The 12,994-nt window shown below is 39.4% G+C and carries 11 protein-coding genes; 10 read left to right on the top strand and 1 reads right to left on the bottom strand.

Annotated features, from left to right (window positions below; translation table 11 throughout):
• The first annotated feature begins 116 nt into the window (after positions 1 to 116).
• The 3 genes from spoIVB (at position 117) to AC3ANL_RS17790 (ending at position 3,420) form a co-directional block, all read left to right on the top strand.
• Entirely contained in the window at positions 117 to 1,406 is a 1,290-nt protein-coding gene (spoIVB, locus tag AC3ANL_RS17800; protein ID WP_488325734.1) for a SpoIVB peptidase, read from the top strand.
• A gap of 371 nt (positions 1,407 to 1,777) precedes the next feature.
• The gene (spo0A, locus tag AC3ANL_RS17795) at positions 1,778 to 2,569 is read left to right on the top strand and encodes a sporulation transcription factor Spo0A (protein ID WP_488325733.1); all 792 of its coding nucleotides are present in this window, start codon (positions 1,778 to 1,780) and stop codon (positions 2,567 to 2,569) included.
• 122 nt (positions 2,570 to 2,691) lie between these two features.
• On the top strand, positions 2,692 to 3,420 hold the full coding sequence (locus AC3ANL_RS17790) for a glycerophosphodiester phosphodiesterase (protein ID WP_488325732.1): 729 nt from the start codon (positions 2,692 to 2,694) through the stop codon (positions 3,418 to 3,420).
• 170 nt (positions 3,421 to 3,590) lie between these two features.
• Here AC3ANL_RS17790 and AC3ANL_RS17785 read toward each other — a convergent pair whose 3' ends face one another.
• Entirely contained in the window at positions 3,591 to 3,821 is a 231-nt protein-coding gene (locus tag AC3ANL_RS17785) for a DUF2627 domain-containing protein (protein ID WP_488325731.1), read from the bottom strand.
• A 187-nt stretch (positions 3,822 to 4,008) separates the two neighbouring features.
• Between AC3ANL_RS17785 and AC3ANL_RS17780 the strand changes: the two genes are divergently transcribed.
• The 7 genes from AC3ANL_RS17780 to AC3ANL_RS17750 all read left to right on the top strand — a co-directional run bounded on the left by AC3ANL_RS17780 (position 4,009) and on the right by AC3ANL_RS17750 (position 12,966).
• Positions 4,009 to 6,084: a sigma 54-interacting transcriptional regulator gene (locus AC3ANL_RS17780; protein ID WP_488325730.1), complete on the top strand. Its 2,076-nt coding sequence runs from the start codon at positions 4,009 to 4,011 to the stop codon at positions 6,082 to 6,084.
• A 131-nt stretch (positions 6,085 to 6,215) separates the two neighbouring features.
• On the top strand, positions 6,216 to 7,121 hold the full coding sequence (yqiS, locus tag AC3ANL_RS17775; protein ID WP_488325729.1) for a phosphate butyryltransferase: 906 nt from the start codon (positions 6,216 to 6,218) through the stop codon (positions 7,119 to 7,121).
• A 29-nt stretch (positions 7,122 to 7,150) separates the two neighbouring features.
• Positions 7,151 to 8,254 (top strand): branched-chain amino acid dehydrogenase, encoded by a 1,104-nt coding sequence (bcd, locus tag AC3ANL_RS17770; protein WP_488325728.1) that lies wholly within the window; start codon positions 7,151 to 7,153, stop codon positions 8,252 to 8,254.
• A 114-nt stretch (positions 8,255 to 8,368) separates the two neighbouring features.
• Complete coding sequence (gene buk / locus AC3ANL_RS17765) at positions 8,369 to 9,487, top strand: butyrate kinase (RefSeq protein ID WP_488325727.1); 1,119 nt, start codon at positions 8,369 to 8,371, stop codon at positions 9,485 to 9,487.
• Between the two features lie 22 nt (positions 9,488 to 9,509).
• Positions 9,510 to 10,931: a dihydrolipoyl dehydrogenase gene (gene lpdA / locus AC3ANL_RS17760; protein WP_488325726.1), complete on the top strand. Its 1,422-nt coding sequence runs from the start codon at positions 9,510 to 9,512 to the stop codon at positions 10,929 to 10,931.
• Positions 10,932 to 10,968: 37 nt separating this feature from the next.
• The gene (locus AC3ANL_RS17755) at positions 10,969 to 11,970 is read left to right on the top strand and encodes a thiamine pyrophosphate-dependent dehydrogenase E1 component subunit alpha (protein WP_488325725.1); all 1,002 of its coding nucleotides are present in this window, start codon (positions 10,969 to 10,971) and stop codon (positions 11,968 to 11,970) included.
• Positions 11,971 to 11,982: 12 nt separating this feature from the next.
• The gene (locus AC3ANL_RS17750; protein WP_488325724.1) at positions 11,983 to 12,966 is read left to right on the top strand and encodes an alpha-ketoacid dehydrogenase subunit beta; all 984 of its coding nucleotides are present in this window, start codon (positions 11,983 to 11,985) and stop codon (positions 12,964 to 12,966) included.
• Positions 12,967 to 12,994: the final 28 nt, after the last annotated feature.

Genomic DNA, 12,994 nt, shown 5'->3' with positions numbered 1-12,994 from the left:
TCCAAATTGGGTAGCTTTTTTATGTTGAACCAAGTTATAAATGATTGTCAAGGAGGCAAAATTAAAGATGTAGCCATTTTTAAATGTAGTGAAAAGAAGCGAGGAGAGTGAAGAATGTGAAGTTAGAAATAATTAGAAAGATTATTGGTGGAATTCTCCTTGTTTCATTAATTAGCCTTATTTTTTTTCAGCCTTTACAAAAGTACCTTTCAATACCAAAATCAATTACAGTTTTCGAAGGACAGGATTATACATTTCAAAAGGCTGCACCGGTATCAGCCACATTATCTTCTCACAATTCGAGTATCACACTTAATCAGGGAAAGCATACAGTATCCGTTAACGCAAAAGAGAATGGTAAAAGTGAAATGCTGTTAGAATATGCTGGGATTCCAATAAAAAAGGTCGATGTACGTGTTTTAAAAGATTTTCGAGTCGTACCTGGCGGTCAATCAATTGGTGTTAAGTTAAATACTGTCGGTGTTTTAGTGGTTGGTCACCATCTAATCAACACTGAAAATGGGAAAAAATCTCCAGGAGAAATTGCAGGAATTAAAATTGGAGACATTATTACTGAAATTAATGGAAATAAAATAGAAAAAATGACGGACGTTGCTCCCTTTGTCCAAACTGCAGGCCAAGATGGTAAAGCTCTCGATATGGTAATAAGTCGAGAAAGCGGAAAATTTTCAACAAAACTTACTCCTTTGAAAGATAAAGGAGAAAACACTTTCAAGCTTGGTTTATATATTAGAGATTCTGCCGCAGGAATTGGGACCATGACATTTGTTCACCCACAATCTAAAAAATATGGTGCCCTCGGACATGTCATATCAGACATGGATACAAAAAAACCTATAGTCGTCGAAGATGGTCAAATTGTCCGTTCTACCGTAACCTCAATTGAAAAAGGAAGTAATGGGGATCCTGGTGAAAAGCTCGCTCGCTTTTCTTCAGACCGTGAAATCGTTGGAAATATTCAAAAGAATAGCCCGTTTGGGATTTTTGGAGAATTAAATAAAGAATTAAAAAATGGTGTTTTGGATAAACCACTTCCAATCGCCTTATCCCATCAGGTAAAAGAAGGACCTGCGAAAATTTTAACAGTGGTCAGTAACGATCAAGTAGAAGAATTTGATATAGAAATTGTTAGCACAATCCCGCAAAAGTTTCCAGCTACCAAAGGCATGGTTATAAAAGTAACCGATCCTAAGCTTCTTGAAAAGACAGGAGGAATTGTACAAGGAATGAGTGGAAGTCCGATTATTCAAGATGGTAAGCTTGTCGGAGCCGTTACCCATGTCTTTGTCAATGATCCTACATCAGGCTATGGAGTTCATATTGAATGGATGCTAAATGAAGCTGGAATTAATATATACGAAACACCACAGAACAAGGCAAGCTAAACCGAAAAGCAGAAGCACCTGTTTAGCGGCGTACATTAGCCGCTGGGTGCTGGAATTAGACAATAACAAATGCGGATGCGCTCTAGCCGCCTCTTTAAGCAAAATAGGTGAAATGACCTGTTTTGCTTTTTTTACATAATAATTATTCGACAAAAGTCCTCTATATAATGGGAAAAGTGCGATTTTCGTCGAAAAAAGAAGGAAAATAAAGAAAAGATAAGATTTTATCACTATTTTAAGAAATATTAAAAAAATCAGAGGAATTTTTGTTGCATTGTCGAATTTCTAATTTAGAATATAATTAAGAGATAATTGATGATACGAAAGTTTAAATTAAAATAGAGATGGGAACACATGAGGAGGAACAGTAATTGAAAAAGATTAAAGTTTGTGTCGTTGATGATAATAGGGAACTTGTAGGATTATTAGAGGACTATATTTCGTCCCAGGATGATATGGAAGTAATCGGCATTGCCCATAATGGCCAGGATTGCTTAGATATGTTAGCAACAGCGGACCCTGATGTTCTTGTATTGGATATTATCATGCCGCATCTAGATGGTTTGGCTGTACTTGAACGGCTGCGTGACCTTAAAAAAGGATCGCTTCCCAATGTTATTATGCTGACAGCTTTTGGACAAGAAGATGTAACCAAAAAAGCCGTTGAACTTGGTGCTTCGTATTTTATTCTGAAACCGTTTGATATGGAAAATTTAGGGAATCACATTCGTCAGGTTAGCGGTAATAGCAATACGTTTACACGAAAGACTCCTTCAACAAGCTATCGTTCCCAATCTGAGCAAAAACCTAAAAATTTAGATGCAAGTATTACAAGTATTATTCACGAAATTGGTGTGCCTGCGCACATTAAAGGGTATCTTTATTTGCGCGAGGCGATTTCAATGGTATACAACGATATCGAGCTTTTAGGTTCGATTACAAAGGTTCTATACCCTGACATTGCGAAAAAATATAACACGACAGCCAGCCGTGTTGAGCGTGCCATTCGCCATGCTATCGAAGTCGCTTGGAGTCGTGGAAATATCGATTCTATTTCTTCTCTTTTTGGTTATACAGTAAGTATGTCTAAAGCAAAGCCTACAAACAGTGAATTCATTGCCATGGTTGCAGATAAATTACGGCTTGAGCACAAGGCTTCTTGAAACAACCAATAAATGTAACAGTGGATGTCTCAAACGGGTCTGACCCTTTTTTTTGAGACATCCACTTTCTTTTTCTTTGAGACATATAATAAAAAAAATACCCATGCTGGGAAGTGAAGGATATGACGCAAATTTTTGCACACCGGGGTTACTCTGCATCTTTTGCTGAAAACACAATGGGCGCCTTTTTCGAAGCTGAAAAGGCAGGCGCTGACGGAATTGAGCTTGATGTTCAATTGACAAAAGATGGCGAAATAGTCGTTATCCACGATGAAAAAGTGGATCGAACTACGTCAGGAAATGGGTTCGTTAAGGATTTTTTATATAAAGAGATCAGAAAATTAAATGCGAATAAAAAGGGAATAAAAAAAGAGCCGATCCCATCTTTGACAGAAGTTCTCGAATGGATGAAAACCAACAAGTTAATCTGTAATATTGAACTAAAAAATGGACTTATTCCATATGAAGGAATGGAAGAAAAGGTCATACAACTTATTCGTAAGTATGGTTTAATGGACAGAGTAATTATTTCCTCATTTAATCATTATAGTATTGTCTACAGCTACAGAATTGCTCCTGAAATTGAAACGGCACCGTTATTTATTGAAAGTATTTATATGCCCTGGGTCTATGCCCAATCCATTCGAGCTCAGGGGATTCACCCAAAGCACTCATCAATGTCTGATAATATCATCCTAAACACACTGGAAAATGGAATAGCTGTTCGCCCATATACGGTTAATAAAGACGATGACATGCACCGATTTTTTAAAATGAATTGCACAGCCATTATTACTGACGACCCCGTTAAGGCAATCAGGATTAGGAAACAATATGAAAAGAGGCCATAAATTAACGGCCTCTTTCATTTTGTCCAGCTCCAGCACCCTAGCGGCTAGTGTCCTTCGCTCTCCGCCCTACGATAAGTCAACATCGAATCGCCTCCGGCTCTTCGTGTTTCCTTTATCTCAGTTGGAGCGCTCCAGGCCATACGCCGCTGAACAGGGTGCTTCCGCTTTTCTTATTTATATTTACTTTGAACTTTATTTCTTTTACGGTCGCGGTGAAAAATAAAACCTGCCACAAATCCTAGGCCCACGATGAAAAAAATCAATCCGACTAGAAATTGCAGCCATAAATTAGGAAAAGGTGCTTGGAGAATGCCAAATGTCATATCTCGCATTAATTTAATACCCAAAGCAGCTAAAGCACCGGGAATTACTAAAATAATGAGGGCAATAATACGTATCATAAATAAATCCTTCCGATTTCAAGTTTTAATTAATATCCTATCTAGATTATATCTCAAGAAAATATTATTACATAGATGAAAATTGTCAAGAATTGTGTTTCGTTGTAAAATTAAACATGAATAATATTGCAGGTTGTTTTGCGAATAGAATGAAAAAAATTTCATTATTTAAAAAGGGGCAATACCGATGCAAAACATTATGATTGTTGGCGCTGGTAAAGGTGGAACGGCAATCTTAAAAATATTAAAAGAGACAGAAGTGCTTAAGGTCAATGTAGTTATTGATCGGAATTTGGACGCACCAGGAATTTTGTTAGCACGGGAAGAGGGAATTAAAACGGGGACAAGTTGGCAGGCATTTCTTACTGAAGATATTGACATCGTTATTGAAGTAACGGGGAATGAAACTGTTTTTCAAGAAATAAGAAATGCTAAAAATAAGAAAACTGTGTTAATTCCAGGAAGTGTAGCCTTTTTATTATCGAAGCTAATGGAGGAAAAGGAAGAGCTTATTGTAAAACATAGAAATGAGTCTTACCAGCAGGAACTCATCTTTAACGCGACAAATGATGGAATGGTAGTTATAGATGATCACGGAAAAGTGATCTTGTTTAATAAGCGTGCTGAAGAAATTATGTCAGTAAAAAAAGAGAATGCGATTGGAAAACAAGTCTTAGAAGTTATCCCAACCAGCAGGCTTCCCATTATTCTAGCAACTAGGAGAATAGAAGCAAACCAGGAAATGGTGCTGGGGAATGATCGGAAAATTATTACAACTCGAATACCCATTATTGAAGAAAATGGCACATTAATTGGAGCCTTTGCAGTCTTTAAAGATATTACTGAAGTGGTTAATTTAGCAGAGGAAATAACCGATTTAAAGGAAATTCAAACCATGCTTCAAGCGATTATTCATTCCAGTGATGACGCCATTTCTGTTGTAGATGAGAATGGGAGGGGAATTCTAATTAATCCTGCCTATACACGGATTACGGGGCTTACTCAAGAGCAGGTGATTGGACAACCGGCTACAGCTGACATTTCTGAGGGTGAAAGCACGCATATGAGGGTGCTTCAAACAAGAAGAGCTGTTCGTGGGGTGCCTATGAGAGTAGGACCAAACAAAAGAGAAGTAATTGTAAATGTCGCACCCATCATCGTTAAAGGGAAATTAAAGGGTAGTGTTGGTGTAATTCATGACATGTCAGAAATGAAATCATTAAGTAGAGAATTAAACCGAGCTAGGCAAATTATCCGAACGCTAGAAGCAAAATACACATTTGAAGATATAATTGCCCAATCTGAAGAAATGATGCTGGCAATTGAACAGGCAAAGCTAGGAGCTAAAACACCTGCTACTATCTTACTCCGAGGTGAATCTGGCACAGGGAAAGAGTTATTTGCTCACGCTATACATAATGCAAGTGATCGAAAATACAATAAATTTATTCGCGTCAATTGTGCTGCCATCTCTGAAACATTGTTAGAAAGTGAATTATTTGGTTATGAAGAAGGGGCCTTTTCTGGAGCTATGCGGGGAGGGAAACGTGGTTACTTTGAAGAAGCGAATAACGGAAGTATTTTTCTAGACGAAATTGGTGAACTGCCAGCTAATACCCAGGCAAAACTGCTAAGAGTTCTGCAAGAGAACGAAATCATTCGGGTTGGCGGCACAAAACCTCTTAATATAAATGTCCGAGTCATTGCTGCTACCAACGTTAATTTGGAAAAGGGTATTGCCAATAGTTCCTTTAGGGAAGACTTATATTACCGTTTAAATCGTATGCCTATCCATATACCACCATTAAGAAATCGTAAAGAAGAGATTCCTGTTTTATCGGAGAGGCTGATTGAAAAAATAAATCGTGATTATGGACGGAATGTTGAAGGAATTACTCAAGCAGCATTACTACAGTTAATGGAGTACAACTGGCCGGGAAATGTACGTGAATTAGAAAATATTCTCGGCAGAGCTATTATCTTTATGAATTATAACGAACCGTTGATTGACCTTCACCATCTACCTGAATTGATCAATAAAAAATTGCCAAAGGACTCATTTGGTCTAAAAGAGAATGGGATTTTTACTGTTGAAAAATCTTTGTCTGATATGGTAGATGAATACGAAGGGAAAATTATTCAGCAAACCCTTTCACGCTTAAATGGAAATAAAACGTTAACCGCTAAAACGTTAGGTTTGTCAGTTAGAAATCTATATTACAAACTCGATAAATATAATCTTGAAAAAAATAGCATGCAATAAATTGCTCACAATGAAAAAAATTGCAGATTAAAGTATAAGAAATAAAGCGTTTTCATAAAAAGTGTTTTGGCACAAAAGTTGCATATTAATATATGGGAGTTGCATTTAGAGGAGAGAGGGTTGATGACAACTTGTTGCTAGATTCACTGATGGACAAAGCAACCCATGATGGTATCCATACGGTAGCAGTTGCTGCGGCAGACGATGCTGAAGTCATTGAAGCTGTAATGGATGCAGTAGAACGAAATCTTGCTCACTTTATTTTGTACGGTGATCAAGAAAAAATTACTTCACTGATAGAAATGAAAAAACCGGAACAGCTGAAGCAGAATAAACTAAAAATAATTCAAGTCAATTCACTGACATCTGCAGCAGAGTTGGCAGTTAAGGCTGTTTCTAATAAAGAGGCACACGTATTAATGAAAGGCAATGTTCCAACTAATATCCTTTTAAAGGAAGTCTTGAATAAGGAATATGGTCTTAGAACTGGGAATGTTTTATCTCATTCAGCTTTTTTTGAGATTCCTGGCTACGATCAATTTATTATTGTAACAGATGCGGCGATAAATATTGCACCAAATCTTGAACAAAAGGCACAAATAATTAGTAATGCTGTATCACTCGCTAAGTCTGTTGGAATTGATAGACCGAAAGTTGCCCCAATAGCTGCTGTTGAGGTAGTAAATCCAGCCATGCAGGCTACTGTGGATGCGGCGTCATTAACAATGATGAATAAGCGCGGTCAAATTTCCGGCTGCATCGTGGATGGACCACTTGGTCTGGATAATGCCGTTTCAGCTCTTGCAGCTAAACACAAAGGTATTACCAGTGAAGTTGCTGGGAAAGCAGATATTTTACTGGTACCTACCATTGAGGTAGGGAATGTATTATATAAATCGTTAATTTACTTTGCTAAAGCAAAGGTTGGTGCTGTGATTGCTGGAGCAAAGGCACCAATTGTGCTGACATCACGATCCGATTCAGCTGAAAGTAAACTTTATTCACTTGTGTTAGCGTTATGCTGTGTTAAAAAATAGATATTCGCCATTCGAGGAGGAAGAATCACATGGAAATTTTCAAGTACTTAGAAAAATACGACTATGAACAACTAGTTTTTTGTCAAGATAAGCAGTCAGGGTTAAAAGCTATTATCGCTATTCATGATACAACACTTGGACCTGCATTAGGCGGTACTCGGATGTGGACGTATGCTTCAGAAGAGGCTGCCATCGAAGATGCTCTGCGCCTTGCTAAAGGGATGACATATAAAAATGCAGCAGCAGGGTTAAACCTTGGTGGTGGGAAAACCGTCATTATTGGCGATCCTCGCAAAGATAAAAGTGAAGAATTATTTCGTGCATTTGGCCGCTATGTCCAAGGGCTCAATGGCAGATATATTACAGCAGAAGATGTAGGGACAACTGTTGCAGATATGGATTTAATTCATGAAGAAACAGATTTCGTTACAGGCATATCCCCTGCCTTTGGTTCATCAGGTAATCCGTCGCCAGTCACAGCTTACGGGGTTTACCGCGGAATGAAAGCGGCGGCGAAGGAGGCGTTTGGCACAGACTCCCTTGAAGGAAAAGTAGTGGCTGTTCAAGGTGTTGGTAATGTTGCTTATACCTTATGCCAATATTTGCATGAAGAGGGCGCACGTTTGATTGTCACAGATATTAATAGAGAGGCTGTAAATCGTGCTGTAGAAGATTTTGGTGCCCTCGCAATCGATCCAGATGAAATTTACGGTGTCGAATGTGATATTTACGCTCCATGTGCACTAGGAGCAACCATCAATGATGAAACCATTCCCCAATTAAAAGCTAGAGTGATTGCTGGTTCAGCAAATAACCAATTAAAAGATACTCGTCATGGAGATATTATTCATGAAATGGGCATTGTTTATGCTCCGGATTATGTAATAAATGCTGGTGGTGTTATCAATGTTGCAGATGAGCTTTATGGATATAACCAAGAACGGGCAATGAAAAAGGTGGAGCAACTTTATACAACCATTGAAAAAGTAATTGAGATCTCAAAACGCGATGGCATCCCAACCTATGTTGCAGCAGATCGGATGGCAGAAGAAAGAATTGAACGAATTCGTAATTCAAGAAGTCAATTCCTGCAAAATGGCCACCACATTCTAAGTCATCGAATTTCAAGATAAGCGATGAATTAAATTACACTGAATGTAAGACATACTGTAGTAATTAAAATGTAATAAGGCAGAGCGCTGAATTTAGATTCAGCGCATTTGCCTTTCATTAGACGTTTTTGTTAAATGGAGGTTAGGACGTTGCCAGTTAAAGAATATCGGATGCTTATCATCAATCCAGGCTCAACATCCACCAAAATTGGAGTCTTCGATAATGAAATTTCCATTTTTGAAAAAACGATCCGTCATGAAGCGGCAAAACTAAATTCGTTTGCAAATATTATTGATCAATATGAATTTAGAAAAGATACAATTTTGGCTACACTGGATAATGAAGGAATAAATATTTCCAAATTATCAGCGATTTGTGGTAGAGGAGGTTTACTTCGTCCCATTGAAGGAGGTACATATGGTGTCAATGATTTGATGCTGAAGGATTTACGTGTTGGTTATGCTGGTCAGCATGCATCAAATCTTGGCGGGATCATAGCCTATGAGATTGCCTCAGGACTTAATATCCCTGCCTTCATTGTTGACCCAGTTGTTGTCGATGAGCTAGACCCTGTAGCCAGAATCTCAGGCTTCTCCTTAATTGAAAGAAAGAGTATCTTCCATGCCTTAAATCAAAAAGCTGTTGCGAGAAGAGTCGCAAAGGAATTAGGGAAAAATTATAATGAATTGAACTTAATTGTTACCCATATGGGTGGAGGGATTACAGTCGGCGTCCACAGACAAGGGAAGGTCGTCGATGTGAACAACGGTTTACACGGTGATGGGCCATTTAGTCCAGAGCGAGCAGGAACTGTGCCTGCCGGTGATTTAATTGCCCTTTGTTTTTCAGGTGAGCATTATAGAGATGAAATTATGAAAAGACTGGTTGGCCAAGGGGGACTCGTCGGCTACCTTGGTACAAATGATGCGGTAGAGGTGGAACAAAGAATCGCAGCAGGAGACCAACAGGCAAAATTAGTTTACGAAGCAATGGCTTATCAGGTTGCAAAAGAAATTGGTGGCGCAAGTACTGTTTTTTCTGGTAAAGTGGATGCTATTGTATTAACTGGAGGCCTTGCTTATGGTGAAGGATTTGTGAAATCTATCACCGATAGGATTAATTGGATTGCTGACGTAATTGTTCATCCTGGTGAAAATGAACTTCAAGCATTGGCTGAAGGAGCCCTTCGTGTTTTACGTGATGAAGAAGAAGTAAAGGTATATCCAGGGAATTTTACCACTGCAAAAATTTAAAGGTAATGGGGAGGAAACATAAGTGGCACAAGAATACGATTTGGTCATTCTCGGCGGTGGAACAGGGGGCTATGTGGCTGCTATTCGCGCCTCGCAGCTTGGCTTAAAAACTGCAATTGTTGAAAAAGGGAAATTGGGTGGGACGTGCCTTCATAAAGGGTGTATACCTAGTAAAGCATTACTTAGAAGTGCAGAGGTTTATGCCACAACCAAACATAGTGAGGACTTTGGGGTTATCACTAGCGAAGTTTCGTTGGATTTTGGTATAGTACAAGCAAGAAAAAATAAAATTATTGACCAACTACATAAAGGTGTCCAGCATTTAATGAAGCAAGGAAAGATTGATGTGTTTGAAGGGCTTGGCCGTATTCTTGGTCCGTCCATTTTTTCACCCATGCCCGGAACGATTTCAGTTGAAATGAACAATGGGACTGAAAATGAAATGCTTCTGCCGAAAAATGTCATTGTGGCGACCGGTTCAAGACCAAGGACACTGCCTGGCCTTGAAATTGACGGTGAGTATGTGATGTCTTCCGATGAAGCCTTACAGCTTGAATCGGTACCAAGTTCCATTCTCATCGTTGGCGGTGGTGTCATTGGGATAGAATGGGCATCCATGCTAGCCGATTTTGGGGTAGAGGTTACAGTTATTGAATACGCAGACCGTATTATTCCAACAGAGGATAGAGAAATTTCAAAAGAGATGCAGCGTTTATTAAAGAAAAAAGGTATTAAAATTGTAACAAGTGCAAAAGTCCTTCCAGAAACAATCGTAAAGGAACAAGGGGTTGTTATTTCTGCTGAAGTGAAGGGCGTTCTGAAAGAATTTAAAGCAGAAAAACTCTTGGTGTCAGTTGGACGCCAGGCTAACATAGAGGGGATTGGGCTTGAAAATACAGACATTCAGGCGGAAAAAGGTTTTATTGTAACAAATGAATGTTTTCAAACAAAGGAATCCCATATTTATGCAATTGGAGATGTCATCGGCGGGTTGCAGTTAGCCCATGTAGCCTCACACGAGGGAATTATTGCTGTCGAACATATTGCAGGGGATAAACCGTCACCCATGGATTATAACTTGGTATCAAAATGTATTTACAGTAACCCAGAGGTTGCAAGTGTGGGTATTACTGAGGAACAGGCAATAGAAAAAGGTCATAAAGTAAAAATAGGAAAATTTTCTTTCCGGGCTATTGGGAAAGCATTAGTTTTTGGTGAATCAGATGGTTTTGTTAAAATTGTGGCTGACGAGGTTACCAATGATATTCTAGGGGTGCATATGATTGGTCCGCATGTAACGGACATGATTACAGAGGCTGGGCTTGCGATGGTATTAGATGCATCGCCATGGGAGATTGCCCATACCATTCACCCACATCCCACTTTAACAGAGGCCATAGGAGAAGCTGCACTAGCAGTTGACGGGAAAGCGATTCATTCATAGATGGATTTGAAGCGAATAAATGGGAGGTAAGAAATTAATGACAGAAAATCGTCATATAGCTTTAGGTTTAAGCGACGGAAAAGTATTAGAAATGTATGAAACGATGCTATTAGCCCGACGAATTGATGAGCGGATGTGGTTATTAAATCGGGCAGGGAAAATACCATTCGTTATTTCATGTCAAGGTCAGGAAGCCGCACAAGTAGGAGCAGCGTTTGCGCTTGATCGTGAAAAGGACTATGTGCTTCCCTATTATCGTGATATGGGTGTCGTGTTAACATTTGGTATGACACCAAAGGAACTTATGCTTTCAGGATTTGCAAAAGCTGAGGATCCAAACTCTGGCGGCAGACAAATGCCAGGACACTTTGGTCAAAAGAAGAATCGGATTGTAACTGGTTCTAGTCCTGTAACGACACAAGTGCCTCATGCAGTTGGAATTGCACTGGCAGGAAAAATGGAAAGAAAAGATCTTGTGACATTTGTAACCTTTGGAGAAGGTTCATCCAATCAAGGTGATTTCCATGAGGGGGCCAACTTTGCTGGTGTCCATAAACTCCCCGTGATATTTATGTGTGAAAATAACCAATACGCTATATCAGTACCAATTGAAAAACAATTAGCTTGTGAAAAGGTTTCGGACCGGGCAATTGGTTATGGGATGCCAGGAATTACGGTTGATGGTAATGATCCATTAGAAGTTTATTATGCTGTGAAGGAAGCTGCAGACCGTGGTCGACGTGGTGAAGGCCCAACATTAGTCGAAACCGTTTCATACCGTCTGACACCACATTCTTCTGATGACGACGATCGTTCCTACCGTGCACCGGATGAGGTGGCAAAAGCCAAAACAAAAGATCCGATTATTACATTCGGCGCTTATTTAAAGGAAACCGGCGTTTTGAATGATGACTTGGAAAAAGAAATCAACGACCGGGTGATGAAACAGGTGAATGAAGCGACGGATTACGCTGAAAATGCTCCATACGCTGAACCAGAAGAAGCGTTGAAATATGTTTATGCGGACACGGATAAGTAAGGGGGATGTTACATGGCGATTATTTCATATATTGATTCAATAACAATGGCCATTCGCGAGGAAATGGAAAGAGATTCAAAAGTTTTTGTCCTCGGTGAAGATGTAGGAGTTAAAGGTGGCGTTTTTAAAGCGACACAAGGCTTGTATGAACAATTTGGCGAAGAACGAGTCATTGACACACCCCTTGCCGAATCAGCTATCGCAGGGGTAGGAATTGGTGCAGCTATGTACGGCATGCGGCCTATTGCTGAAATGCAATTTGCTGATTTTATTATGCCCGCTGTAAACCAAATTATCTCGGAAGCAGCCAAAATTCGCTATCGTTCGAATAATGACTGGAGCTGTCCAATCGTTATTCGTGCGCCATATGGCGGTGGTGTCCACGGCGCCCTTTACCATTCCCAATCTGTGGAATCGGTATTTGCCAATCAGCCTGGATTGAAAATTGTCATGCCTTCTACCCCTTATGATGCGAAAGGGCTATTAAAAGCAGCGATTCGTGATAATGATCCAGTTCTATTTTTTGAGCATAAACGGGCATACCGGTTAATTAAAGGAGAAGTTCCAACCGAAGATTACACCTTGCCGATTGGAAAAGCTGATGTGAAGCGTGAAGGTGATGATATTACGGTCATCACGTATGGACTATGTGTTCATTTTGCCCTTCAAGCTGCAGAAAAATTAGCTAGTGATGGAATTTCAGCACATATTCTTGATTTACGAACTGTGTACCCACTTGATAAAGAGGCGATCATTGAAGCTGCATCGAAAACAGGTAAAGTTTTACTTGTAACAGAAGCTAACAAAGAAGGAAGTATTATCAGTGAAGTCTCAGCCATTATTGCTGAGAATTGTCTATTTGAATTAGATGCTCCTATTAAACGTCTAGCTGGACCAGATGTACCGGCCATGCCGTATGCTCCTACGATGGAAAAATACTTTATGATGAACCCTGATAAAGTCGAAAAAGCAATGCGTGAACTCGCTGAATACTAAATTGTAAAGCAGACGCTAGATAATAGGA

Source organism: Neobacillus sp. DHD-1R, from assembly GCF_057747995.1.
This window is presented reverse-complemented; position numbering and strand designations above follow the sequence as displayed.

What these genes read in the sequence shown, in the direction of transcription:
- AC3ANL_RS17790 (WP_488325732.1), top strand. Translation starts at nt 2,692, where the DNA reads ATGACGCAAATTTTTGCACACCGGGGTTACTCTGCATCTTTTGCTGAA.
- AC3ANL_RS17785 (WP_488325731.1), bottom strand. Translation starts at nt 3,821, where the DNA reads ATGATACGTATTATTGCCCTCATTATTTTAGTAATTCCCGGTGCTTTA.
- AC3ANL_RS17780 (WP_488325730.1), top strand. Translation starts at nt 4,009, where the DNA reads ATGCAAAACATTATGATTGTTGGCGCTGGTAAAGGTGGAACGGCAATC.
- bcd (WP_488325728.1), top strand. Translation starts at nt 7,151, where the DNA reads ATGGAAATTTTCAAGTACTTAGAAAAATACGACTATGAACAACTAGTT.
- buk (WP_488325727.1), top strand. Translation starts at nt 8,369, where the DNA reads ATGGAGGTTAGGACGTTGCCAGTTAAAGAATATCGGATGCTTATCATC.
- AC3ANL_RS17755 (WP_488325725.1), top strand. Translation starts at nt 10,969, where the DNA reads ATGACAGAAAATCGTCATATAGCTTTAGGTTTAAGCGACGGAAAAGTA.
- AC3ANL_RS17750 (WP_488325724.1), top strand. Translation starts at nt 11,983, where the DNA reads ATGGCGATTATTTCATATATTGATTCAATAACAATGGCCATTCGCGAG.